General features: G+C 38.1%; 21 protein-coding genes and 1 pseudogene. 15 read left to right on the plus strand and 7 right to left on the minus strand.

Annotated elements, in window-relative coordinates; all coding sequences use genetic code 11:
* The first annotated feature begins 336 nt into the window (after nucleotides 1–336).
* The 10 genes and pseudogenes from UFO1_RS04715 to UFO1_RS04765 all read left to right on the plus strand — a co-directional run bounded on the left by UFO1_RS04715 (nucleotide 337) and on the right by UFO1_RS04765 (nucleotide 13,245).
* A complete protein-coding gene (locus UFO1_RS04715; protein WP_038668481.1) occupies nucleotides 337–1,371 on the plus strand; it encodes a glycosyltransferase family 9 protein in 1,035 nt (344 codons plus the stop codon).
* A gap of 228 nt (nucleotides 1,372–1,599) precedes the next feature.
* Nucleotides 1,600–2,991, plus strand: a pseudogene (locus tag UFO1_RS04720) (PTS mannitol transporter subunit IICB); the annotation flags it as partial.
* A gap of 116 nt (nucleotides 2,992–3,107) precedes the next feature.
* Nucleotides 3,108–5,243, plus strand: coding sequence for a BglG family transcription antiterminator (locus tag UFO1_RS04725; protein WP_038668487.1), 2,136 nt, complete (start codon nucleotides 3,108–3,110; stop codon nucleotides 5,241–5,243).
* A gap of 2 nt (nucleotides 5,244–5,245) precedes the next feature.
* The gene (locus UFO1_RS04730) at nucleotides 5,246–7,093 is read left to right on the plus strand and encodes a PTS mannitol transporter subunit IICBA (RefSeq protein ID WP_038668489.1); all 1,848 of its coding nucleotides are present in this window, start codon (nucleotides 5,246–5,248) and stop codon (nucleotides 7,091–7,093) included.
* Nucleotides 7,094–7,122: 29 nt separating this feature from the next.
* Complete coding sequence (gene pfkB / locus UFO1_RS04735; protein ID WP_201771055.1) at nucleotides 7,123–8,058, plus strand: 1-phosphofructokinase; 936 nt, start codon at nucleotides 7,123–7,125, stop codon at nucleotides 8,056–8,058.
* 27 nt (nucleotides 8,059–8,085) lie between these two features.
* Nucleotides 8,086–9,345: a zinc-binding dehydrogenase gene (locus UFO1_RS04740; protein ID WP_038668495.1), complete on the plus strand. Its 1,260-nt coding sequence runs from the start codon at nucleotides 8,086–8,088 to the stop codon at nucleotides 9,343–9,345.
* Nucleotides 9,346–9,679: 334 nt separating this feature from the next.
* On the plus strand, nucleotides 9,680–10,375 hold the full coding sequence (locus tag UFO1_RS04745; RefSeq protein WP_038668497.1) for a response regulator transcription factor: 696 nt from the start codon (nucleotides 9,680–9,682) through the stop codon (nucleotides 10,373–10,375).
* On the plus strand, nucleotides 10,368–11,471 hold the full coding sequence (locus UFO1_RS04750; RefSeq protein ID WP_038668499.1) for a cell wall metabolism sensor histidine kinase WalK: 1,104 nt from the start codon (nucleotides 10,368–10,370) through the stop codon (nucleotides 11,469–11,471). The genes UFO1_RS04745 and UFO1_RS04750 overlap by 8 nt, the downstream gene beginning before the upstream one ends.
* Before the next feature lie 122 nt (nucleotides 11,472–11,593).
* A complete protein-coding gene (locus UFO1_RS25655; protein ID WP_071841986.1) occupies nucleotides 11,594–12,118 on the plus strand; it encodes a hypothetical protein in 525 nt (174 codons plus the stop codon).
* A gap of 251 nt (nucleotides 12,119–12,369) precedes the next feature.
* A complete protein-coding gene (locus tag UFO1_RS04765; RefSeq protein WP_038668502.1) occupies nucleotides 12,370–13,245 on the plus strand; it encodes a DMT family transporter in 876 nt (291 codons plus the stop codon).
* Between the two features lie 103 nt (nucleotides 13,246–13,348).
* Here the strand turns inward: UFO1_RS04765 and UFO1_RS04770 are convergent, their stop codons facing one another.
* On the minus strand, nucleotides 13,349–13,546 hold the full coding sequence (locus UFO1_RS04770; RefSeq protein WP_038668505.1) for a hypothetical protein: 198 nt from the start codon (nucleotides 13,544–13,546) through the stop codon (nucleotides 13,349–13,351).
* Between the two features lie 266 nt (nucleotides 13,547–13,812).
* On the opposite strand from UFO1_RS04770, the gene UFO1_RS04775 reads away from it, so the two are divergent.
* Nucleotides 13,813–14,013 carry a hypothetical protein gene (locus tag UFO1_RS04775; protein WP_201771056.1) on the plus strand — a complete coding sequence of 67 codons (201 nt, stop codon included), beginning with the start codon at nucleotides 13,813–13,815 and terminating at the stop codon, nucleotides 14,011–14,013.
* Between the two features lie 57 nt (nucleotides 14,014–14,070).
* On the opposite strand, the gene UFO1_RS04780 is transcribed toward UFO1_RS04775, so the two are convergent.
* From UFO1_RS04780 to UFO1_RS04795, 4 genes are all read right to left on the minus strand, one after another.
* A complete protein-coding gene (locus UFO1_RS04780; RefSeq protein ID WP_051788829.1) occupies nucleotides 14,071–14,478 on the minus strand; it encodes a hypothetical protein in 408 nt (135 codons plus the stop codon).
* Nucleotides 14,479–14,588: 110 nt separating this feature from the next.
* Nucleotides 14,589–15,704, minus strand: coding sequence for a mannosyltransferase family protein (locus tag UFO1_RS04785; protein ID WP_038668507.1), 1,116 nt, complete (start codon nucleotides 15,702–15,704; stop codon nucleotides 14,589–14,591).
* 19 nt (nucleotides 15,705–15,723) lie between these two features.
* Entirely contained in the window at nucleotides 15,724–16,872 is a 1,149-nt protein-coding gene (locus UFO1_RS04790) for a glycosyltransferase family 2 protein (protein WP_038668510.1), read from the minus strand.
* A gap of 148 nt (nucleotides 16,873–17,020) precedes the next feature.
* Nucleotides 17,021–17,881 (minus strand): AraC family transcriptional regulator, encoded by an 861-nt coding sequence (locus UFO1_RS04795; RefSeq protein WP_038668513.1) that lies wholly within the window; start codon nucleotides 17,879–17,881, stop codon nucleotides 17,021–17,023.
* A 391-nt stretch (nucleotides 17,882–18,272) separates the two neighbouring features.
* Between UFO1_RS04795 and UFO1_RS04800 the strand changes: the two genes are divergently transcribed.
* A complete protein-coding gene (locus UFO1_RS04800) occupies nucleotides 18,273–18,920 on the plus strand; it encodes a TRAP transporter large permease subunit (protein WP_144390863.1) in 648 nt (215 codons plus the stop codon).
* 32 nt (nucleotides 18,921–18,952) lie between these two features.
* The gene (locus UFO1_RS04805) at nucleotides 18,953–20,797 is read left to right on the plus strand and encodes an APC family permease (RefSeq protein WP_038668515.1); all 1,845 of its coding nucleotides are present in this window, start codon (nucleotides 18,953–18,955) and stop codon (nucleotides 20,795–20,797) included.
* 131 nt (nucleotides 20,798–20,928) lie between these two features.
* Here UFO1_RS04805 and UFO1_RS04810 read toward each other — a convergent pair whose 3' ends face one another.
* Complete coding sequence (locus UFO1_RS04810; protein ID WP_236639328.1) at nucleotides 20,929–22,251, minus strand: cell wall metabolism sensor histidine kinase WalK; 1,323 nt, start codon at nucleotides 22,249–22,251, stop codon at nucleotides 20,929–20,931.
* Entirely contained in the window at nucleotides 22,208–22,882 is a 675-nt protein-coding gene (locus tag UFO1_RS04815) for a response regulator transcription factor (RefSeq protein WP_038668521.1), read from the minus strand. Before UFO1_RS04815 ends, UFO1_RS04810 begins: the two co-directional genes overlap by 44 nt.
* A 248-nt stretch (nucleotides 22,883–23,130) precedes the next feature.
* On the opposite strand from UFO1_RS04815, the gene zwf reads away from it, so the two are divergent.
* The gene (gene zwf / locus UFO1_RS04820) at nucleotides 23,131–24,648 is read left to right on the plus strand and encodes a glucose-6-phosphate dehydrogenase (RefSeq protein WP_038668524.1); all 1,518 of its coding nucleotides are present in this window, start codon (nucleotides 23,131–23,133) and stop codon (nucleotides 24,646–24,648) included.
* Complete coding sequence (pgl, locus tag UFO1_RS04825; protein WP_038668526.1) at nucleotides 24,645–25,376, plus strand: 6-phosphogluconolactonase; 732 nt, start codon at nucleotides 24,645–24,647, stop codon at nucleotides 25,374–25,376. Before zwf ends, pgl begins: the two co-directional genes overlap by 4 nt.
* Nucleotides 25,377–25,398: the final 22 nt, after the last annotated feature.

The raw sequence follows: 25,398 nt of genomic DNA on the forward strand, positions 1-25,398 counted from the left end.
GCTAAGTGGTCAGCGATTTTTTTACGGAATCAGAAAGTATAACACTTTCTTGATTCCAAGTAAGAACGACTACGGCTTCTACCTGCGTCTGAGGACTTGGCACAAGCCAAGTCTTTTCTTATCGTACATAATAAAGGACTAGGTGTAATTTATGCTTTATTAGATGGAGTTATGGTGTATGGGATACATAATCAGGATCAACTTTATGAAGGTAAGCTTCATCTAAGTCTTATCTTTACTTAATAGAAGGAAAAAACAGGATTTTTTTGGCGAAAAAAGGTACAATAATAAAATAGGTTATTTTTTCTATAACATTAGACAAAGGTAGGTATTTTTGTGTCCAAGGAAATATTAATTATTCGATTAAGCTCTATTGGCGATGTCATACATTGTACGCCAGTGGCAAGATCTTTGAAAGCAGCTTGGCCAGATTGTAGAATCACCTGGCTTGTTGGGGAGGTTTCAGCGGATCTTTTGAGAGAGAATCCTTACATAGATGAAATTATAGTTTGGTCTAGGGAAAAGTTTGAAAAGAAGTTAAAAGCATTCCAGTTTAAGGAAGCTTCTGAGATGTGGCGTGAATTAAGAAGTAAATTACAAAAAAAAGAATTTTATGCGGCTCTTGATATACATGGCTTATTTTTAACCGGGATGATAATGAGAGAGGTAAAAACAACAAGACGTATTGGTATGAGGGATGCAAGAGAATTAAACCCTCATTTTATGACTAAGACGGGCAAATCGCTAGGCAAACATATTACAGATAAGTATCTTGGTGTTCTATCTTGTTTGGGAATCCAATCAGTGGATCATAGGATGAGCCTTAGTATACCAGAAGACGCTAAGGCATTTGCCAAAAGGTTTTTGTCGGATCATGCTGTGCTTGCACATGAAAAAATTGTAATATTAATTATCGGAACGACTTGGCCCACAAAAAATTGGCCGCCAGCTTTTTTTATAGAAGCTGTGAAACTTCTAGCAAAGGATTTTAGAATTATTATGTGCGGTGGCAAGGGAGAATTGAATATCGGCAAAGATATTGAGGGCCAAGCAGGTGTAAAAGTTGTGAATGCGATTGGCCAAACAGGTTTACTGGAGATGGCAGCTTTAATCGAGCAAGCTTCCGTCCTAGTAGCAGGAGATACAGGACCTCTTCATATGGCAGGGGCACTTGGAGTACCAACCGTAGGGATATTTGGACCAACAGATCCATCTACATATGCACCCCTAGGTGAGCAAAATGCAATCGTTTCTAGTCAACTGTCCTGCAATTATTGTCATAAGCAAAGGTGCCCTAAGGGGGAGGCAAGTTGTATGAACAGCATTACCCCTCAGAGTGTAGTTCAAAAAGTGTATGATGTCGCTAGATAAATAGATTAAAAAGTTTATAGGATAGAATGAGAGATTCAAGTAGGGATAAAATATGTCGTATACTTGGATCTTTAATTTTGTCACTAATCACTATGGACTTATGCATATATCTTTGAATTGAAGGTTTGTATAAAAGGACTTATAATGACATTACCGGAATAGAGAGAATATTTCTGCAGAAAAAACTTGGCGATTTGCGGTGAAAAAAATGAGGGAGGTTAATATTTGATGTCAACTATTCAACTGAATACTCAAACAGGCACCACGAGTACAAGCCAAAAAAACATTCAGAAATTTGGCAGATTTTTAAGTGGCATGGTAATGCCCAATATCGGAGCCTTTATCGCATGGGGCTTAATAACAGCACTTTTTATTCCTACTGGCTGGGTGCCAAATGAATATTTAAGCAAGCTGGTTGGGCCAATGATTATCTACTTGCTTCCTCTTTTGATCGGCTACACCGGCGGTAAAATGGTAGCAGATAGTCGGGGCGGTGTTCTTGGTGCAATTGCAACGATTGGTGTGATAGTTGGGGTAGATATCCCTATGTTCATTGGTGCCATGATTATGGGGCCTCTTGGTGGCTATGTAATCAAGAAGTTCGATGAAACGATAGAAGGAAAAGTACCAGCTGGCTTTGAAATGTTAATTAATAACTTTTCAGCAGGTATCCTTGGCGCATTACTGGCATTATTAGCTTATACAGGAATTGGACCCGTGGTTGTATCCTTAAATGTATTTCTTAAAAACGGGGTAGAAAGCATTGTAAATGCAGGCTTATTGCCTTTCGTCTCCTTGTTTATTGAACCAGGTAAAATATTATTTTTAAATAATGCTATGAATCATGGTATCTTAAGTCCAATTGGTATACAACAAGCCAAAGAAGTGGGAAAATCCATATTCTTCTTGTTAGAAGCCAATCCTGGTCCTGGTCTCGGAATCTTACTCGCTTATTGGGTATTTTCCAAAGGAATGATCAAACAATCGGCACCAGGAGCTGTGATTATTCACTTCTTGGGTGGTATCCATGAAATTTATTTTCCTTATGTATTAATGAATCCACTTCTGTTGCTCGCAGTTATTGGCGGGGGCGCAAGCGGCGTATTTACTTTTAATTTATTAGGTGCTGGTTTAGTAGCAAGTCCTTCTCCCGGTAGTATCTTCGCAGTGCTAGCTATGATACCAAAAGGCGGTTATTTTTCAGTACTTACTGGGGTACTGGTATCAACAGTTGTATCCTTTTTAATTGCTTCTGTATTTGTCAAACAAGCCAGTGCAAAACAGGATGATTCTCAATTAGAGGAAGCAAGAGAAAGTGTAAAAGAGCTCAAGGGCAGCCCAGTGAAAAAAACAGTTAAGAAAGTAATTTTTGCTTGTGATGCGGGGATGGGGTCAAGCGCTATGGGGGCAACAACCTTGCGTAATAAATTTCAAAAAGCGGGTCTCAAAATCGAAGTAGTGAATTGTGCAATTGAGGCCATTCCTGCAGATGCTGAAATTGTTATTACCCATGAAAGTTTAACAGAAAGAGCAAAAACGATTGCTGCACATGCAGAGCATATTTCCATTAGTAATTTTCTAACGAGTCCTAAATATGATGAACTGGTTAGCCGATTACGTTAGTATGGGTAAATGATTACATCAGGTAAACTGAGGCTACTTGCTCTTAGTTTACCTGATAGTTTTAAAAATAGAGACAGTATAATAGCAATAAGGTAAGGGTATGGAGGGATTTTATGCAAGATAATAAAATGAATTCACGGATGAAAAAAATCTTGCTTAGAATTTGTGCAGAAGATAAGTATGTAACGATTTCTGCCATTGCCAAAGAATTAGGTGTGAGTGCAAAAACAATTTTAAGAGAATTACAAGAAGTGGAAGATTGGCTTATTTCTAAAGGATGTAGTCTGAGTAAAAAGACAGGGGCAGGTATTAAGGTAAATGGTAGTCACGATAGAAAGACAATGATTCTTGAGATTCTAAAAGGGGAAAAAGAAGAGAGTTTATATTCTCCAAAAGAAAGACAAATCGTGATTGTTAGTGAATTATTGCAGAATCAAGAATCAGTTAAGTTATATAATTTTACTAAAATATTAAAAGTAACCGAAGGAACAATTAGTAACGATTTAGATAAGGTAGAACAGTGGTTTAAAAAACAAGGAATTACGTTGGTCAGAAAACCTGGTTTAGGGGTTTATATTGAAGGCCCCGAAACTAATATTCGAAAAGCTATGGTGCATTTTATTTATGAGAATATCGAAGAAGATCAATTACTAGGAGTTATACGAAATAGCTTAGTGAAATCGACGAATCAAGCAACGGATATTGAAACAAAAACTCGTAGAAGATTACTAAACCTAATTGATAAAGAAGTGATTCATAAATTAGAATCGTCGATACATGAAGCAGAAGAAAAAATGGAGCATAAGCTAGCGGACAGTGCTTATGTAGGGTTAATTGTTCATTTAGCGCTTGCTGTGCAAAGAATCAGAAAAAATGAAGAAATTACAATTGATCAAGAGTTTTTGCAAGAATTAAAAAGATATCCTGAGTACTTGGTGGCAACAGATATGGTAGCTAGTATCGCAAAAAATTTTGGCATTAATATCCCAGAATCTGAAATTGGCTATATTACAATGCATATTAGAGGTTCAAAAAACCGGAATGATTATATAAAAGATAGTAGCAAGGTTGTCGGTAATTTTGAATTGGTTAAGATCTCAAAAGAAATCATTAAAATTGCGGAAAGAGAAACAGGGCGTTTATTAGTCCAAAATGAAAATTTACTTGTCGGTTTAGTAAATCACTTGGGGCCAGCAATTAGTCGATTAAAAATGAACTTAGATATTCGAAATCCTTTTTTGGAAGAAATTAAAAAGTTCTATCCTGAATTAGTTGCCATTAGTAGAAAATGTGCTGTCGTTGTTGAAAAACAATTAAATATTATTATGCCTGACTCTGAGATTGCTTATATCGCAATGCACCTAGGAGCAGCTATCGAAACGGGTAAAAGGTTGCCAAAACCTGTATACCGTTGTGCCATTGCTTGCTCAACTGGTATGGGGACGTCTAGATTACTGGCAACAAAGATAGAAAAGGAGTACGACAACATTCAAATAGTAGAGATTATTTCTACTATTCACATTGAAGAAACAAGGCTAAGAGAGAAAAAAATTGACTTCATTATTTCAACGGTTTCGATTGATTATTGTTCTATTCCAGTAGTAACTGTCAATCCGTTACTCTTTGAAGAAGATAAAAATAGAATTAACAGCCAAATGAAATTGCTAATCAATAAGGTGGAGTATTATCCTAGTAAAAATGTTGATGGAATTAGATTTGAAGATAAGCTGCATGTACTGCAACAATATGCCGCAGCAATTCTTGAAATTCTAGAACATTTTTTCCTAATTAAAGACTATGAATCGAAAACGATAGAAGAAATGATTCAGGGGGTAAGTTCCTTATTAGGCACAAATGATGAAATGGTAAGCCAGTTAGCTGCTGCTTTACAAGACAGAGAAGAAAAGGGTGGCACTTTTATTACAGGACATGGCTTTGTCCTACTTCATTGCCGGACAGAAGCAGTGAAAAAACTACACTTTGGTGTAGTGCAGAATGCAAAACAAATTTATGCAATGAATGGAAAAGGACAAAAAGAAGAAGTTACACTAGGGATTATTATGATAGCACCAGAAAAAAGTAGTGAGCATGCGATAGAAACAATAAGTCATCTTAGTAAGATGCTTGTAGAGAGACCTGATTTTATCAGGCTGCTACAAGAAGGAGCAGAGAAAGACGCAGTTAGAGAAGTAAGCAATGTATTAGAAGAATTTTATTGGATGAAAAATAAGAATCTTATGGGGGTATAAATATGGGTGAGGGTAGAATACAAGAAAAAGTCCAAAAGTTTGGCCGATTTTTAAGTGGCATGGTAATGCCTAACATTGGAGCGTTTATTGCGTGGGGCTTGATAACAGCCCTTTTTATACCGACAGGCTGGTTGCCTAATGAATATTTAAGCAAACTGGTTGGACCGATGATAATCTATTTACTTCCCCTTCTAATTGGCTACACCGGTGGTAAAATGGTATCTGATAGTCGGGGTGGTGTTCTTGGCGCAATTGCAACCATTGGTGTAATCGTTGGTGTAGATATTCCTATGTTTATTGGTGCCATGATTATGGGGCCTCTTGGTGGCTATGTTATCAAAAAGTTTGATGAGGCGATTGAAGGAAAAGTACCAGCTGGCTTTGAGATGTTAATCAATAACTTCTCAGCAGGTATTATTGGTGCATTACTGGCATTATTAGCTTATACAGGAATTGGGCCCGTGGTTGTAGCTTTAAACGTAGTTCTTAAAAATGGGGTAGAAAGCATTGTAAATGCAGGCTTATTACCGTTAGTCTCCTTGTTTATTGAACCAGGTAAAATATTATTTTTAAATAATGCTATGAATCACGGTATCTTAAGTCCAATTGGCATACAACAAGCAAAAGAAGTGGGAAAATCTGTATTCTTCTTATTAGAAGCCAATCCTGGTCCTGGTCTTGGTATTTTACTCGCTTACTGGATTTTTTCCAAAGGCATGATCAAACAATCGGCACCAGGAGCTATAATTATTCACTTCTTGGGTGGTATCCATGAAATTTATTTCCCTTATGTATTAATGAACCCACTTCTCTTACTTGCTGTTATAGGTGGGGGCGCAAGCGGCGTATTTACGTTTAATCTATTAGGTGCTGGCTTAGTAGCAAGTCCTTCTCCTGGTAGTATCTTTGCAGTGTTGGCTATGATACCAAAAGGTGGTTACTTTGCAGTACTCACCGGGGTCTTGGTATCGACAGTCGTTTCATTTTTAATCGCTTCCATCTTTGTTAAACAAGCTAGTGCAAAACAAGATGATTCTCAATTGGAAGAAGCAAGAGAAAATATGAAAGAACTTAAGGGTACTATTGTTAAAAACGATATTAAAAGAATAATTTTTGCCTGTGATGCAGGGATGGGGTCAAGTGCGATGGGGGCAACCACCTTACGCAACAAATTTAAGAAAGCTGGACTGGATATCGAGGTAGTGCATTGTGCGATTGAAGCTATTCCGAGTGATGCGCAAATCGTCGTCACTCATGAAAAGTTAGCAGCTCGTGCAAAAAGTAAGGCGCCTAATTCTGAACATATATTAGTAAGAGATTTTATCGATAATCATGTTTTTGAAACAATAAGCAAGCGACTACAACCTATAAATGGTTCCGTTACTATAGAGGAAGCTATTGAAGACAAAGAAGACAGTGCAATTTTACGAAAAAGTAATATCCTCTTAGGTTTAAAAAGTATGGAAAGAGATGAAGTCATTCGTATGGCTGGTAGTTTGCTCTATAAGAGTGGTTATGTAAATGAAGAGTATATTGAAGCCATGATTGAAAGAGAAAAGGATCTTACGACCTATATTGGTAAAGGAATTGCCATTCCTCATGGTGTAGGTAAAGCAAAAGAAAATATTAAAAAATCTGGAATGGTTGTCTTGCAGTTCCCAGAAGGAGTTTCCTTTGGTGACGAAACAGCCTATATGGTAATTGGTATCGCAGGTGTAGGAAATGAACACTTGAGTATTCTTTCTAACATTGCTACCGCGATTAATGAAGAAGATGATAGTATGGTAGAGGTACTGAGAACAACAACAGATAGTGAATATATCTATAATTTATTTCATAGTCAAAGTTAGCACGAAAAAAATCAAGTCTCTGGAGGAAAATGATGATAATTACTGTTACTTTAAATCCAGCAGTTGATAAAACAGTAGAAATTAATGATCTGCATATAAATAGGGTGAATCGAGTAGCTTCGGCAAGAGTAGATGCAGGAGGCAAAGGGATTAATGTTTCCAAGGTTATCTTGAACTTAGAAGGGGAAAGTAAGGCCATTGGTTTCCTTGGTGGCAGAACAGGAACTTTTATCAAAGGTTATTTAGATGAAATGGGTATTGCCAATGAATTTGTTTTTGTCAAAGGGGAAACTAGGACGAATCTCAAGATTGTAGATCCGACGCAACGTACCAATACTGATATAAATGAAATAGGACCAGATATCACCCTTGAGGATAGCAAAAAAATTGATAATATCATTTCAGAATCTGTCAATGAAAAAGCCGTTATTGTTTTCTCAGGCAGTGTCCCTCCTAATGTAGATCTTGCTACCTATCAAAAGTGGATTCAAAGGGCAAAGGGAAAAGGTGCCAAGGCTATTCTTGATGCAGATGGAGAACTGCTACAGCTGGGAATCGAAGCGGGTCCATATCTGATAAAACCTAATATTCATGAACTAGAAAGACTGCTTGCCAGAAAGATTAATAGCATGGAAGACACAATAGATTGTGCTAAGGATCTTATGGAGAAATACGGTATAGAAATCGTAGTTGTTTCTATGGGAGAGAAGGGGGCCTTGTTTTTAAATAAACAGGTTACTATCTTTGCTGAGGGTATTGTTGTAGATGTGAAAAGCACTGTGGGTGCTGGAGATTCAATGGTAGCTGCCCTTGCTTACGCCATAGATAAAGGACTTTCCTTTGAGGAAGCAGTTACATTGGCTGTTGCTGCTGGCACGGCCAATGTAATGACCTGCGGCACAGAACCTAGTTCTCTTAAGGTAATTAAAGAGCTAGAGAAAAAAGTACAGTGGAAGTATTTGTAACATTAAATTGATAAAGGTGGCTATAAAATGAAAACAAGAGCAGTACGGTTATATGGTAAAAAAGATCTACGGTTAGATGAGTTTGAATTACCCCAAATAAAAGAAGATGAAATATTAGTACAGGTTATTTCCGATAGTATTTGTATGTCGAGCTACAAGGCAGCAGTATTGGCAAGTGATCACAAAAGAGTGCCTGCAGATATCGCCGAATATCCTATTATCATTGGACATGAAATGGCTGGTAATATTGTTGAAGTGGGTTCTAAATGGCAAGATCAATTTAAAGTTGGAGAAAAATTTTCTATGCAGCCAGCTTTGAATTATAAGGGAAGTATGGATTCTCCTGGCTATTCTTACCGATATTGTGGTGGGGCTGCTACCTATGTGATTATGCCTCAGGAAGTTATGGAGCTAGGCTGCTTACTCAAATATGAAGGTGAATCTTATTATGAAGCGTCCTTGGCAGAACCTATGTCTTGTATTATTGGTTCTTTTCATGCCAATTATCACACGACAATGGGCAGCTATGAGCATAAAATGGGAATTGCTGAAGGTGGAAAGCTAGCTATTTTAGCTGGGGCAGGCCCAATGGGACTTGGTGCAATCGATTATGCACTACATTGTGACCGAAGACCAAGCATGATTGTAGTAACGGATGTAGATGAGAACAGACTAGCAAGAGCAGAGAGCATTTTTTCCATAGAAGAAGCGAAGGAAAATGGTATTGAACTTGTTTTTGTAAATACAAAAAATATGGCGGATGCACCTGGATATTTGCGAAATATTACAGGGGGAACTGGGTTTGATGACGTTTATGTGTTTGCTCCAGTAAAACCATTAGTGGAACAAGGCGATAAAATCTTAGGACGAGATGGTTGCTTGAACTTTTTTGCAGGTCCTACAGATGTTAATTTCTCTGGAGAGTGTAATTTTTATAATGTACACTATAATTCCACTCATATTGTTGGGACTACTGGAGGGAATACCAATGATATGATTGAATCATTAAGGATGACAGAGAAGAAGCTAATTAATCCAGCTGTTATGGTCACTCATATAGGCGGGCTTGATAGTGCCGCTGAAGCTACTTTAAAATTGCCAGATGCACCAGCAGGAAAAAAATTGATTTATACAAGTATCAATATGGAATTAACGGCGATTGCTGATTTTGCAGAACTGGGTAAAGAAAATCCCCATTATGCAAAACTAGCTGAAATAACCCAAAGAAATAAGGGATTATGGTGCACGGAAGCAGAAAAATACCTATTAGAAAATTGGAGTAAATAAGAAGAAGGCCTATAAATCTCGGTTATGAGATTTATAGGCTTTCTTTTCTTATGGTATCAGAATTTATAAGTTTCTAGTTAAAAAGATTGAACCACAAAGACACAATGCCGCTATCGCGGCACACAAAGAAGATAGGAATGAAATGGATAGAACCCCTTTGTGACCTTTGTGTCTTTGTGGTTCAAAAAGGACGCGTAGCGTTTTTCTTAGTGTAGCTCCATCATTTCTCCACAAATGACTTGTATAATATTATATGAGATGCACATTCTGTAATTGTAAGGTATGATTGTTCTAATGATATTTTAGTGCGTAAGTGAGAATAAGAGGTGATGGTGTGAAGGTATTAGTCGTAGATGATGATGAAAAAATCTTAAAAGTATTAGTTACTTATTTGAATAAGGAAGGGTATTTAACAGAAACAGCACAGGATGGTTTATCAGCAATTGCTAAAGTTGATAAAGAAAAGCCAGATATAGTGTTACTGGACGTAATGTTACCTGGAATGGATGGCTGGGGTGTTTGCAAAGAAATTAGACGTAGCAGCAATGTGCCAATTATTATGCTGACAGCTAGGGTGGAGGAGGCTGACCGGATCATTGGTTTGGAGATCGGTGCCGATGACTATGTTACAAAACCCTTTAGCCCACGAGAGGTGATCGCCAGGATTAGGGCCATTCTTCGGAGGGTACAACCTGTAGAGCAGAAAGGAGAAATGCAGGCCGTGCTGCAGTTCGGAGATCTAATCTTGCAGCCTCATAACCATAATGTAATTGTAAGGGGAACAACCATAGAATTAACACCTACGGAATATAAGATGCTGGAATTATTTATAGAACATCCAAAACAAGTTTTTTCAAGGCTGCAATTGATTGAAAAAGTGCAGGGATATACCTTCGAAGGCTATGAGCGAACAGTTGATTCACATATAAAAAATCTGCGAAAAAAACTAGGTGAACCTCTTGGGGAATCTCCTTATATAAAAACCGTATATGGCGTCGGCTACAAATTGGCAGGTGAACAGCATGCGTAGTTTACTTGCTAAGGTAACGATTATCTTTTTTACCACAACGACAGCTGTTGTTGTTGGGTTAATGCTCGTCGTAAATTTCCAGGTATCATCTCATTTTAGTCGCTATTTGAATATGCATGAAATGCATGGAATGCGGAATCATGGAGAAATGATGTCCATGATGGGAGGGCCAGAAATACAATTTATTAGCTCCTTACAACACTCCTTGTTATTCGTTGTTGGCGCTATGCTACTGATAGGTCTTATTGTGAGTTATTATCTAGCCCGTAGTATTACAATACCCATGATTGAACTTAATAAGGCGGTTAATGACGTGGCGGCAGGTAATCTTGATGCTAGCGTGATAGTGAATCGTCAGGATGAGGTTGGACAACTGGCAATGGCATTTAATGCTATGACGGCAAAGTTGAAATCCAATACCATTCTTCGGCAACGCTTTTTGGCTGGGGTAGCTCATGAACTTCGTACGCCACTCACTATTTTAAAGGCGAATCTTGAAGGTATTGGTGATGGAATTATCGAGGCTGATAAGGAACAAATAGATTCTTTAACAGAAGAAGTAGATCGATTAACAAAGATGGTCAATGACTTAAGGGATCTCTCTTTATTAGAGACGGGACAAATCCATCCTGAATGCACAGCTTTTGATATTAATTCGATTTTGCGCCAAGTGGTGAGTAAAATGAAATCTGTAGCGGAGGAAAAAGGGCTCGCCCTTTACCTAGAAACAAATAAGATACCTCCCCTTTGGGGCGATGCTGCTATGGTTAATCAGATTTTGTATAATCTCGTAATCAATGCAATTCGGTACACAAGTGCAGGAGGTAAGGTTACTGTTACAGCAATTGAAGAGGCGGGTATGGCAAAAATAAGTGTAATTGATACGGGGATCGGAATTAGCGCAGAAGATCAGGAACATATTTTTGATTATTTTTATCGCGTCGATCCAGCGAGGACTAAAAAAAGTGGTGGTACGGGTCTTGGGCTTGCCATTGTCAAACAACTGGCCTTGGCCCAGGGAGGACAGATTCATGTAACAAGCACCTTAGGACATGGCAGCTCCTTTTCTTTGGTATTGCCCTTGAAAAATTCATGAAAATCTCACGATTTCTCCATAAAAAATCCACATTCTTCGATTATACTATGAATATAGAAGGTATCTTATCAGTTAAAGACACTGATCAAGAGCTAACATATAAAATGTGGAGGGAAATAAATATGAAAAAGAAAATTTTATTAATGGTAGCGCTGGCGGCGCTTATTGCGATACCTGTTTTTGCAGCAACAGAAACTGTTAACCCAATGAATGAACATCATAGTCAAATGATGACTCATCATCAACAAATGATCGAGCAAGCTGTTGCCGATGGAACCATTACAAGTGAAGAAGCTGCTACCTTGAAAGAAAGTATGGAGAAAATGGCACCTATTATGCAAAAAATTATGCAAAAGGGTGGCATGATGGGGAATGGCATGATGAAGAATCATGAGAAGATGCAAGGTGGTCAGAATCAAATGATGACTCATCATCAACAAATGATAGAGCAAGCAGTTACCGATGGAACGATTACAAGTGAAGAAGCTGCTACTTTGAAAGAAAGTATGGAGAATACAGCACCTATCATGCAGAAAATTATGCAAAAGGGTGGTATGATGGGGAAAGGCATGATGAAGAATCATGAGAAGATGCAAAACGGTATGATGGAAAATGGTAATAATAGTGGACCATGTGTGAACCAATAATTAATGAGCAAAGAACCAGAATTAGTTCTGGTTCTTTTTTTGCACATATTATAATACCATTTTGCAGGGATTTCATAGTCTAGATGGAAGTAAATAAAAAAACGTAAGCGGAGGTATTGATGTATGTATTTTAAACCCTTATTTGAAAATGATGTTCCTAGCGTTTTCCATTTCTAAATGGATTGGATTGCGTACTCGCACCCTTTCCCTTTGGAATAGCTAAAGCAGGAAAAACGAAGGGGAAGTGTATAATGAAAAATTATCTTGGGCCTATGTATTTGACGTTAGCAGCAAGTATTTGGGGTGGCATGTATGTTGTAAGTAAAATGGTGCTTGCAATTATTCCTCCTTTAGAGTTGGTTTGGCTCCGGTACTTAGTAGCTTTATTTACTCTTGTAATATGTGGTTTTGCCACAGGGCAGTCTTGGAAGTTGCAAAGGAAGGATACTCTTCTTATTTCCTTTATTGGGCTCATTGGCTATTTTATTTCCATTTGGGCTCAGTTTGCAGGAACTCAACTATCATCAGCGCAAATGGGAGCGATGATTACTTCCGCAACACCTGCTTTTATGGTACTATTTGCGAGGGTTTTACTTAAAGAAAGGATCACCTTCAGGAAGGGATTATCTGTCCTTTTAGCAACCATAGGGGTATTTTGTATCATTGGGGTTGGGAATACAGGAAATTCATCTCAATTAGGTGGTATGATTCTAGGTATCGCGGCTTTAACCTGGGCTTTGATGTCCGTTCTAGTAAAAAGAGTTCCAAGTTCATACTCCCAGCTTGTAGTAACCACATATGCTATTTTAGTAGCAACGATAGCTATGACACCTCTTGTTATTACACAGGTTGATGTAGTAAGATTCCAGCAAGTAATGTTACAACCTCTTGTATGGGGAGGGATATTGTATCTTGGTGTTGTATCAACAGCAGGAGCATTCTTTTTTTGGAATAAAGGTTTACAAATGGTAGATGCAACGCGGGCAGGAGTGTATTTCTTTTTCCAACCTTTGGTTGGTACACTACTTGGCTATCTTTTTCTTGGTGAACAGGTAGGAATTGGCTTTTGGATAGGAACCTTATTAATTCTTATGGGAGTTTTACTGATCGTTAAAGAGCCATCTTAGAAGTGAATTTCATTATCTAAAGTCATTACCTAGAAAAGGGTTAATGAAAAACCTCCTATGGTAGAAAAAATAACTACCGTAGGAGGTTTTACCTTTAATAGATTTAATCACTTTGTGTTCCCTTTAACGTGTTTATACACCATTCAAAAGTCTTGCCTTCCTTGACTCCTTTCCTTAATCTTTCTTCTAGTTGCTTAGATTGTTGTAATGTTTTAGTTAAGACATATATAGAATTATCTTGCTTATCACTAAAAAAGGAGTCTATCTCTACTTTGAAACCCATTCTGGAGATCGTAATCACATGCAATCCTCCTTACCTAGTTTTAGATAATTTTCCTTTCTTATTACATGGTGAATCAGTAATATAGTCTTAGTATTCCCTAAATTTTCTTATCATAATATTCAGAATCTCTTACAAATGTAAGGCAAATATAATATATGTACATGCCCCAATTCTAAATTGGTTTATATTGCATTATTTAATCAGATGAGAGTATAATATAAATGGGCATATGCTCATTTATTCTAGTTAGTTATATATAATGAAATAAAGGGGGCAGATCCATCGTGAATCGAAAATTTGAGTGTAGTGATTGCGGCGAAGTTTGGGAAGTAGAACCTTGTAAAGAAGGGGGCAAACATGGATATGAAATTCCATGCCCAAAATGTAACAGTATGAAGAAAATAAAATTGGCACAGGATGGTACGCGCCATGTTTGTGGTGGTCATGGTCATAACCACGAGGGCGGATGCTGCGGCGGTCACTAAAACGTATTTTCTAAAAAAGGTGTAAGGATTATAATCCTCACACCTTTTTTCTATATTTTATTCGTAGTCGTTATTAACATCAGATTTAGCAGTCAATGTGCCATATTGTTTCTTACTTTGTTGTGTTTTGCTACTAGTTGCTTGGTTTTGATTAGAACTAGAAGAATAATCGTTATTGGCGTCGGATAGGGCAGTCATTGTACCGTATTGACTCATACTTTGCTGTGTTTGATTGCTGCTGCTAGTTGCTTGGTTTTGGTTAGAAGTACTAGAAGAATAGTCATTATTAGCGTCTGACAAAGCAGTCATTGTACCAAATTTATTTTTACTTTGTTGGGTTTGACTGCTAGTTGCCTGGTTTTGAGTAGTAGAGCTAGAATAGTCATTATTGGCATCTGAAGTAGCAGTTAGCGTACCAAATTGATTTTTGCTTGCAGATAATTTGCTTTGTTTATTTTTTTCCATAGTTATGCCCCCTTTTATTTTTGTATTTATGGTGCAAACTTATTTTCCCCTATTTTCTTATTGAATATGTTACTGAAAATCAGCCTTTAATGGGTAACTAAGGAAGAAAATTATCCGATCCAATACCAGTTGATAAATAGGGATGTAAATAAGACTAAAAAGAAGGCACTTAGGAAAATATAGCAATAAAAAATCTTAGAAGGGAGTTGGCCCCAAAATAAATAAAGCGGGAAAATAGGAAGGATAAAGCGAGACATGCTGTATAATGGTAGCTCAGAAGTTGTAGAGGATAGAGGAATCAAAAACCAAATCCAGCCAATGAGTAAATAGGAAGTGGGAATTTTAAACTGTAATAAAAAGGTGAGGGCGAAAAAGCCTATCAACCCGATAATGACAGTAAAGGTATCCAATGCTATGCCAGGCTGACTGTAAGGATTGTTAGAAAAGGTTAAAGGGAGATTCGCCCAAAGATTGTACCAAGGCGGTGCGAAATGCCTGCCCCAATTTTGTTGGGAATTAACAAAGGAAATGGGATCACCTAGCAAATAAAAGTTATATAGCATATAGTATGATAGTGCGATTGGCGGAAAGAATAGGGGAATTGCTGTAAGAAGAGATTTTCCTGATCTCGGATATTTTTTCCAAAATTCATAGAGTAAAAACAGAAAAAGAAAAATACCTAGGTTTCTGGTTACGGCAGCCAATGCACCAGCAATTCCTCCATACCACCATTTTTCTAACCTTGAAAAATAGACACAGAGAAGTGAAAAGGTGATAAATAATGGCTCAGTATAAATGCTATTAAGAAAAAGAGAGGTTGGCATCACTGCGTAAGCTAAGAGAGCATGGCTCACTTGCCTTTCGGAAAAATCTAAACGAAAGGTAAGATCCATAATCCAAAAGCTTAAAAAAGTAAATAGATTGCAGATTAGTAATCCTGCAATTGCTATATGTAAACCTAGGTAGGATAATAAATTAATAAAAAGGGTAAGAAGGGGAAAAAAAACAATCGATTTTGCATTATATCCATGCCCAGCCACATAGGTATACCAGTGAGCATCCCATTTAATCAGTTTTTCAGTTGTTGTTGACATTGGGTAAAGGGACTGGTCCACAAAGCCTGCTGGAGGATGGTGCGGTATTATATCAGACATAAAAAAAGCAATACTAATTAATAGTGTATGTACGAAGAATGCAAGCCATACACGTTTTGAAGGAAGCCTCATATGGTGTTACCCCTTGTGTCTAATTCCAGGAAATTTTACTCGGTATCTCTTGGGTTACTACTAGTTTTTCCTCTTCCGTATTTACAATTAAATGAGCGGCAGACCATGTCCACTTTCGATTCGCCGAAAAATTCCAAAAAGTTGATAGAGCAATACCAGTTAATTGACCAACATATATACTCCATCCGAGAAAAAGAAAAGTTTGGGTACATAAAGTTGTTATGGCAATGCCAAGGCTAGAGATTAAAGCAAACTGGCAAAATTGCAGGAGGCGTTTTCGAAAAATCTGTTGTTTGTTTCTTTTCCATGTCACTTTATCATTCCATAGGAAGTTGTGAAACATTGCGATACAGGAAGAATTAATGGAGGCTGAAATTTCTTCCATATTAAGCAAAGAGAGACAAATTGTTAAACTTAACAAATTGATGAAAGTCCCTAAAATACCAATGGCACAAAAGGTGTAGAATCTACGATCTTCTGCGCTATGTCCCATTAGTTTAGTAATGTGCTTTAGATAATTCCACTGCTCTATGAAATTCATTTTAGATTCCCCTGCGTCTCGGGCAACAAAGGTATAAGGTATTTCATGTACAGTCTGGTACTTACCTTTTACGAGAATTTCAATTAAAATTTTCCAGCCGATGGGATTTAATTGGGCTTGATCTATAACACTTCGCTGAAATCCAAAATACCCACTGGTTGAATCTGAAATGGAGCGCAACTTCTTAATAGAGAGATAACCGATGCCTCTAGCAATTCCTGATACTAGCTTTCTAAATAGGTTTAACCCCCCGTCAGAGCCCCCTGGTATGAAACGGCTAGGAATTACAATATCAGCGCTGGCTAACCTTTTTAAGATTAAGGGAAGCAACTCGGGAGGATGCTGTAAATCGGCATCCATCACAATGATCTGATTACCTTGAGAGTGAAGAAAACCGTTAACTACAGCAGAAGCTAAGCCTCGTTCATTTGTTCTATGAATATATTTAATCTCTTTGTATTCTTGGGATAGTTCTTCTAATATAGTGGGAGTATCATCTAGACTATCATCGACAAAAACAATTTCGTAGAAATAGTTTTCCTGCTTTAATAAGTTTATAATTTTCATTGCAAGTATTCTAACGTTATTCTTTTCATTAAATGTGGGAATTATGATGCTAAGATCCATGTGAATCCTCATCCTTCCGTATCCGATATCTTCTTCTTTCATTAGTTTTTTGCGATTTAGAGTCCGTTTATCCGAGGTAAAAAATGGTCTTACATAGTATAAAAATAAAACAGCAGCACATTAGTGCTGCTGTTTTATTTTTATACTATTACTGTTTAATTCGGTATTGGGCAGGTGTAACTCCAGCATTCTTTTTAAACAGCTGACAAAAGTATGATACATTACCAATGCCAATTTGATTGCAGATTTCCTGTAAAGGTAAGGACGTAGTCCTTAGTAACAAAGAGGCTTCCCGCAGGCGGCGATAGGTAAGATATTCAGTAATGGTACTTCCTGTAGCTTTGCGAAAAAGATGGGATATGTGAAAGCGAGACAAATGGAGTTCTTTTGCTAGAGATATCAATGAAAATTCTTCGTGGTAATTTCTATCGATCCATCTCATAACCTGTTCGGCGTAATGAATGTGGCGAAGTTCAACTTCTCTTTCAGTCTGATTTTGGACAGTCCATTGATTTTTTACTGTATTTAAAAAAAGCATAAAAAATAGGGAAAATCCTTCTGTAAGTTCTAACTCTTTTTGGCGCGAATGATAGAGATTAAAAAGGGTGTTAAATTCAGAGGGGTTGTCTACTTGAATGACTTGGCAATCCAAGTTACTTTGCCATAAATATTGAAAGAATCGATATAAAACAGTAAAGCTTTGCAGGTAAGAATTTACAGTAGATGGCTCGAGTAACAGTTTAGAGCGAATATAAAAGGTTTCTTCTGGTATGTCGGCTTTTACTCTATGAAGCTGAAAGGGTTGAAAATACATCAGTGATCCTGGCTTAAAGGGATAAATATTTTGATCAATAATGGCCGAGCCCTCTCCTTGCTCTACATAAATAAATTCCATGCCTGGATGGGAATGAAATTTATCCCAGATATTATGGGAAGATGTGGTATGTTGATGGATAAATTGATGAGGGTTTGCATTCAGTTCAAAGTTAAAATCGTCCAACGTAGACAAATAAATCACTCCCAATAAGCAAATCACATATAACAATACAACAACATTTTAACACAATTTTCAGTCAATACAATAGACATTATTTCGATTATACCAAAAATAGAACCGTTGGCAGGGAAACTAAAATTGCCAAGCAAGGGGACTGTTATTACACTGCTAGAAATGTATTGCATGGCGTAGTTGCCTTGGAAGAGGATTCTATTTTGATTGATTCATTCACACCAGTACGACAAGATTTCTTGTAAAAAGGATTAATAATTAATATTCAAATGAAGCTACATTGCTATAGTAATGAACTGAAAATTATAGGGAGAGATAATTATGAATAAAAATCGGTGCAGTATTCTAGTTGGTTTATCATTGTTCCTAGTTGCGTCTTTGATAACAGGCTGTGGTTCTAGCTCATCAACTAAGTCTGATGGCCGCAGTTATTATTGTGGGCGGTATCATTAGTGGTGTGTTTACGGCTACAGAATCAGGAGCGATTGCCTGTCTGTATGCTTTAATATTAACCGTGTTTCATTATAAAGAATTAAAGTTATCACAACTGCCTGATATTCTGAAAAAAGTGGCAATTACTTGTGGGATGGTATTTTTCTTAGTAGCCACATCATCAGCATTTGGCTGGATTATGGCTTATGAACATATCCCTCAAAATATTGCAGCAGGAATATCGTCAGTTACAAAGAATCCTATATATGTACTGATGATTATTAATGTATTTGTACTAATTGTTGGATTCTTTATGGATCTAGCGGCCTCTATTTTGATTCTCACTCCTATCTTTTTGCCCATCGCTATGAGTATTGGTATGGATCCCGTTCATTTTGGTATTATGCTATTACTAAACTTATCAATTGGCTTGGTTCATCCGCCAGTAGGAACGGCTTTGTTCGTTGGGGGTGCGATTGCAAAATGCAGTCTAGAAAGTACTGTAAAAGCGGTGCTCTTATTTATCCCGGTTCTGATCGTTGTTCTTTTGTTAGTAGCTTATGTCCCAGCAGTTACTATGACTTTGCCTAAGATGTTTATGCCCTAAGTGGGACAAATTTTATGGAGGTGGAATAAAAGTTGATCCGAATTGCCCGCCGCCTTCTTATTGGAAAGCCGCTTCATAATAAAGAAATCATGCATGAACGGTTACCCAAATGGAAAGCCTTGTCTATTTTTTCATCTGACGCTTTATCATCTGTTGCATATGGGCCAGAACAGGCCCTACTGGTTTTAGTGGCGGCGCAAGGGATTGTAGCATATGGCTATTTATCCCCCGTTATTATCGCAGTATCCGTTCTTTTACTTATTGTAGTATTATCGTATGTTCAGGTTTCCAGGGCAAACCCTGAAGGCGGAGGCGCCTATGCTATTGCAAAGAAAAATATTGGTGAATTTCCCGCCTTAGTTGCTGCAGGAGCAGTTTTCGCTGATTATGTATTAACGGCGGCAGTGAGTGTTGCTGCTGGTACAGCTGCGATTGTATCGGCTTTTCCTATTTTAGCGGGGAAGGAAATAGGAATTGATTTAGCAGTCTTATTCTTTATTCTTATGCTGGTTAATTTACGAGGTTTGCGTGAATCTTCTACTGCATTTGTATACCCTACCTATGCCTTTTTGCTGGGTATGGTAGTGCTAATCTGTACTGGAGTTTACCAAGCTTTTACTAGTGATGCTGCCCTCATCCCAATAGCATCATTGGAAAAACAGCCTATGAATATGGCCATGTTATATATTGTTCTGAGGGCTTTTGCCAATGGTTGTAGCTCTATGACGGGGGTAGAAGCAATTGCTGATAGTGTGCCCTTATTTAGCAAGCCAGAAGCGAAAAATGCCATTACGACAACTTATTGGATGGCAGGGATCTTAGTTACTATGCTTGGCGGCGTTACTTTCATGATGATGCATTTTCACATAAGCCCAATTCTAGAGGTTACCGCCCTATCTCAGCTTGCTGAACGTATTTTCGACCGGTCATTTTTATATTATTATATACAACTTACAACCATGGTGGTTTTGTATTTGGCAGCGAATACAGCATACAATGGTTTGCCAGTACTACTATCGATTGTTGCGAAAGATGGGTACTTACCAAGGTACCTTAGCTCCCGAGGTGAACGCCTTACTTTCTCTAATGGGATTATCGTGATCACTGTTTCGGCAGCAGCTCTTATCGTTGCTTATGGCGGACAATTAGATCATTTGATCGCATTATACGCAATTGGTGTTTTTATTTCCTTTACCATAGCCCAATGCAGCATGGTAGTGCATTGGAAACGGGAAAGGGGAAGAGGCTGGTTAGTGCGAGCAATTGTAAATGGTATCGGGGCTTTAGCGACTGGTTTGGTAGTTTTCATCATAACGTTAACTAAATTTAGTCATGGTGCCTGGGCAGTATTAGTCTTCATTCCATTAATGGTCTTCATTTTCAAAAAAATTCGGGCCCACTATGACGATATGGCAGAACAATTACATCTGCCTTTAGATGTTAAACTAGAAAATGATGATGGGGCAGTCGGAAGAAACTTTGTCATTGTGCCTATTTCTTCCCCAACGCGTGTAGTTTATGAATCCCTTAAATTTGCAAAAACGCTTAGTAAAGATATCATTGTCTTACATATTGCAAAAGATGATGAAAGTGCAGCGAGAGTGCAGGCAAAGTGGGAGGAGTGGAATCCTGGAATGGATTTGGAAATCATTCAATCCCCTTATCGTCTTACGATCCAGCCATTGCTAGATTATGTGGAAGAGTTAAAGAAAAAGAAAAATCCTGAAGATTATATTACTGTTGTCATTCCCGAATTCGAAACGAGAAAATGGTGGCATAGACTACTGCATAATCAGACAGGTTGGATTCTACATGCTATGTTAGTTATAAAGGAAAATGTAAGTGTGACGACCATTCCCTATCATTTAAACAAGTAATTCTATAGCTAAATGATAAGAAAAGACTTGGCTTAGGCCAAGTCTTAAGACGCAGGCTGAAGCCTTAGTCGTTCTTACTTGGAATCAAGGAAGTGTTATACTTTCTGATTCCGCAAAAAGCCCATATCCTTTTAGGATATGGGCAAAGTTATGAGAAATTCTGTTTTTATCATAGGTTCACTGGTGACCTGGATAGTACCGTTATGTGCTTCGATAATCAATTTGGCAATAGATAATCCTAATCCTGTACCACCTTTAAAACGAGATGTATCTACTTGATAAAAACGATCAAAAATTTTCCCTAGGTGTTTTTGGGGGATTCCTTCGCCAGTATCGGAAAAAGTGAGAATGATATTTTTGGGATTTTGCTGTAAATGCAGAGAAATTTGCCCACTTGTTGGGGTATGGCGAATCGCATTATCAAATAAAATAGTTATTACTTGCCTGATAGTTCCCTCATCGCCGTAACAATAAATGTCTGGATTGACTAAAACATGGAGTTTCAGATCTTTGGTAGCTGCTAAGGGACTGAATGATGCTAATGAACGCGTTATCGCTTCACTTAGAGAAAAGTGCTTTTTTTCGATTAGCGGCTGCTTAGAATCGGCACGTGCCAGAAAGAGTAAGGAATTTACCAGTTTGGTCATAGCATCCGATTCTTCTTTAATATTATGTAACCATTTATGCTGACTCGCTACTGTTTCCTCTTGGTTGCCAAAGACAATTTCTAGATTCGTTTGCATGATGGTTAGGGGGGTACGCAGTTCATGAGAAACATCTGCCAAAAAGCATTTTTGCTGCTCCCATGCATTACGAATAGGGATTATAGCGCGATCAGCCATATAAAGACTTCCACCTAGAGATAAGAGGAGGCATATGAAACCAATGAAAAGTAAGGCAGTCACAAGGCTGCGAAGTAAATCTTTTTCCCGCTGGAAGTTTTGAAAAAGCAGCAGCATTCCAGGCTGGTTCTGAAGAGGAACTTTACAATAGTAGTAATAAACGTCTTGAGAAGTAATCGTGCCCGTTGTCTCTACTTCATCTAAGGTTTTTTTCACAAGGGCAAATAATTGGTTACTTTCTAATGGCTGTGAAGAGGATTCAAAAAAAATCTTGTTGTTAGGATCCGTTTTAACAAAGAAAACGAGTGGATGATCTGGTCGAGGGCCTGGCGGCGGGGGAAAAGAGGGGCGTTGTTCACCACTTGGTGGGTGATCTTCCCGATTAATTGGACCATTAAGGGGGATATCTTTAATAATCCCAGCTTGGATATCAAAGATTATTTTTCTAGTAAAATCTTCTGTATGGGTCTTCATTTGACTTTCAGCAAAAAAATAAGTCCCTATGGTTAAGATTAAGAAAAGTGCGGCAATGATCACCAAATTAATAAGTGTGAGCTGTAAACGTAGTTTATGAAACATATTGTTTATCCTCAAAGAAATAGCCAACACCACGTACGGTTCTAATCGAAGTAGTATTGAGCTTCTTTCTTAAATAATGAATATAAAGATCCACGTTCGCAATTTCAGTACCGGAATAGTAGCCCCAAATTTTTTCAAAGATACGTTCTTTGGTAATGACTTGTCCTAAATTTGACATTAAAAGCTCCAATAAAAGTGATTCCTTGACGCTAAGTTGAATAATTTCATTTTCTTTTGTTACTTCACCACGTAAAGGGTCAAACATCATTTCTGGAATTGTAATCGTGGCACTAACGAGTTCTTTGTTTTTTCTTCTGCTGAGTGCCCGCAATCTAGCAAGTAATTCTTCAGAAGAAAAAGGTTTGACTAGATAATCATCTGCGCCAGCATCTAAACCTTCGACTCGATCCTTAAGAGTATCCTTCGCTGTGAGAAATAAGACGGGAGTAGCAAAACCTTCATGACGAAATTCTTGTAGGATAGAGATACCATCTAGCTTAGGAAGCATCCGATCAAGAATGATTATATCATAAATACCAGTTAAGGCCATTTCAATACCTGTTTCTCCATCAAAAGCAGTATCCGTATCATAGCCGTTTTTTTTCAACAAGTATGCTAGCGCATCGGCCAGGCGATGTTCATCTTCAATGAGTAATAGCTTCATAGACATACTCCTTTCCATTATATACATTATTTTATACCATCACTCTTTGAATTGCATTTAATTTTTATAGAAAGGAAAAAAAATGTAGAAAAATAATCGACTTTACAGATACGTTGTCATTATATAGTTAATTTGGGATAATATATAAAAAGACAGGAGTTTTAGATAGAAATAAAGAATGTCTAGTGATATAGATACATGATGTTAGTCAATTTCATAATTATAAAAAGAAATTGAGGGGTGAGTAGATGTTACGCGATGTAAAGATCGGTCCTACTGTTATTGTTATTTTTGGTGCATCTGGTGACTTAACCCGAAGAAAAATCATACCAGCTATTTATAATTTATTTATTGATGGCTGGTTGCCAGAAACGTTCTCTATCGTGGGGGTGGCACGTACAGCTTCCACAGATGAGGCCTTTTGTCATCAATTACGTGAAGGTGTGGATACCTTTTCTCGGAGGGGAAAAGCAAAAGACGAGGAGTGGAGTAAATTTGCCTCTGCTATAAAATATATGGCAGCTGATTATAATGACAAGCAAACCTATCTTTCTCTTTTAGAAGATCTGGATACAGGGTGGCGGCAGTCAGCCAATAAAATATTTTATCTTGCTACACCGCCCACCTTATTTACCGTCATTGTAGAGCAGTTAGGACAGCTCAAAGCCTTTCGTGGAGAAAAAAACTATCGTATTGTCATTGAAAAACCATTTGGCAAAGATTTAGAGTCAGCTCGTGCCTTGAATCAATCATTAACAGACGTTTTTGATGAAGCCCAAATTTACCGGATTGATCACTATTTAGGTAAAGAGACAGTACAAAACATTTTAGCCTTTCGTTTTGCAAATGCCATGTGGGAACCTATTTGGAACCGTAGTTATATTGATCATGTTCAGATAACCGTAGCTGAAAAAGTAGGAGTTGGCAGGCGGGGGGGGTATTATGAGGGAGCAGGAGCCTTGCGTGATATGGTTCAAAATCACTTATTGCAAGTAATGTGTCTGGTGGCAATGGAACCGCCTACCTCCTTTCAAGCAGATGAAATTCGTAATAAGAGGGTTGATGTACTAAGTGCCATTCGTCCAATTGAAAAGGATGAGGTAGAAAAGTTTGCTGTTCGGGGTCAGTATGATAGGGGTGCTGTGGATGGTCAGCCCGTTCCCGCATATCGGGAAGAAGAAAATGTGGCAGAGGATTCTGGGAAGGAAACTTTTGTGGCCATGAAATTATACATTGACAATTGGCGCTGGCAGGGAGTACCTTTTTATTTGCGAACTGGTAAGCATTTGCCAGGCCGTGTTTCCGAAATCTCACTACAGTTTCGTCCCGTTCCTCATCATCCTTTTTCGGATAGTATCATTCCCTCTAATCGTCTTGCAATCCAAATTGAACCGAAAGAAGGTATTATGCTGCGTACCCAGGCAAAGGAACCTGGACTTGGCATGAAAATAAAACCGGTAGAAATGCATTATACATATCAAGAGGTTTTTAAATCTGCCTCTCCGGAAGCGTATGAAACCTTGCTGTTAGATGTGGTTCGTGGAGATCCTAGCTTATTTATGAGAAATGATCAAGTAGAAATGGCTTGGTCTGTCTTAGGTTCCGTGCTAGAAATTTGGGAGAATTCGATACCCGTTGATTTCCCCAATTATGCCCCTGGCGAATGGGGACCTAAAGGAGCAGAAGATTTAATTACACGGGATGGAAGAAGCTGGTTAGTGCCTGCATGTTTGGAATCCAATAGAAAGGATGGAATATGCCCATGATTAGGATCTATGATGATGTAGATGCACTCGGGTTAGGAGTCGCTGAATTATTCGTAGAAAAGGCATGTAAAGCAGTAAAAGAGCGGGGGCGATTTACCCTTTCACTAGCGGGTGGGGAAACACCACGGCGAATTTACGAGATGCTTAGCAAAGCGCCCTATAATCATCTTATTCCCTGGGAAAAGGTTCATGTGTATTGGGGAGATGAAAGGTATGTATCAGCCAATGACAGCCGAAGTAATCAACGTATGGCCCGTAAAGCTTTATTAGATCGTGTATCCATTCCCCCAGAACAGATTTACCCTATTGTTTGCGAATCAACTCCTCAGCAGACAGCAGAGGATTATGAAAAGGTCATTACTGCCAATTTCTATGGACAGACACCAGCTTTTGATTTTATCTTCCTCGGTTTAGGATCTGATGGCCATACAGCCTCTTTATTCCCGTTTACTTCTGTACTAAATGAGAAAGACCGCTGGGTTGGCCATGTGCATTTACTTGACTTAGATAGCCATCGTGTGACTTTGACAGCTCCTCTGATTAATCATGGGGTAACTATCGTATTCATGGTAACTGGTGCCGCTAAAGCTGAAATTGTTCGAGAAGTACTTGAAGGACCTAAGGATATTCAACGATTACCCTCTCAACTGATTGCACCGCAAAATGGTGAGTTATATTGGATGCTAGATCAAGCTGCAGGTAAGTTGCTGCAAAAAAATAAGAGGTAATAGACTAAGACTCCCTATATGC

This window comes from Pelosinus sp. UFO1, from assembly GCF_000725345.1.
Classification (GTDB): domain Bacteria; phylum Bacillota; class Negativicutes; order DSM-13327; family DSM-13327; genus Pelosinus.

Coding starts and splice junctions, on each gene's coding strand:
- UFO1_RS04725 (WP_038668487.1), top strand. CDS start 3,108: ATGCAAGATAATAAAATGAATTCACGGATGAAAAAAATCTTGCTTAGA.
- UFO1_RS04730 (WP_038668489.1), top strand. CDS start 5,246: ATGGGTGAGGGTAGAATACAAGAAAAAGTCCAAAAGTTTGGCCGATTT.
- pfkB (WP_201771055.1), top strand. CDS start 7,123: ATGATGATAATTACTGTTACTTTAAATCCAGCAGTTGATAAAACAGTA.
- UFO1_RS04740 (WP_038668495.1), top strand. CDS start 8,086: ATGAAAACAAGAGCAGTACGGTTATATGGTAAAAAAGATCTACGGTTA.
- UFO1_RS04750 (WP_038668499.1), top strand. CDS start 10,368: ATGCGTAGTTTACTTGCTAAGGTAACGATTATCTTTTTTACCACAACG.
- UFO1_RS25655 (WP_071841986.1), top strand. CDS start 11,594: ATGAAAAAGAAAATTTTATTAATGGTAGCGCTGGCGGCGCTTATTGCG.
- UFO1_RS04765 (WP_038668502.1), top strand. CDS start 12,370: ATGAAAAATTATCTTGGGCCTATGTATTTGACGTTAGCAGCAAGTATT.
- UFO1_RS04780 (WP_051788829.1), bottom strand. CDS start 14,478: ATGGAAAAAAATAAACAAAGCAAATTATCTGCAAGCAAAAATCAATTT.
- UFO1_RS04785 (WP_038668507.1), bottom strand. CDS start 15,704: ATGAGGCTTCCTTCAAAACGTGTATGGCTTGCATTCTTCGTACATACA.
- UFO1_RS04790 (WP_038668510.1), bottom strand. CDS start 16,872: ATGGATCTTAGCATCATAATTCCCACATTTAATGAAAAGAATAACGTT.
- UFO1_RS04815 (WP_038668521.1), bottom strand. CDS start 22,882: ATGAAGCTATTACTCATTGAAGATGAACATCGCCTGGCCGATGCGCTA.
- zwf (WP_038668524.1), top strand. CDS start 23,131: ATGTTACGCGATGTAAAGATCGGTCCTACTGTTATTGTTATTTTTGGT.
- pgl (WP_038668526.1), top strand. CDS start 24,645: ATGATTAGGATCTATGATGATGTAGATGCACTCGGGTTAGGAGTCGCT.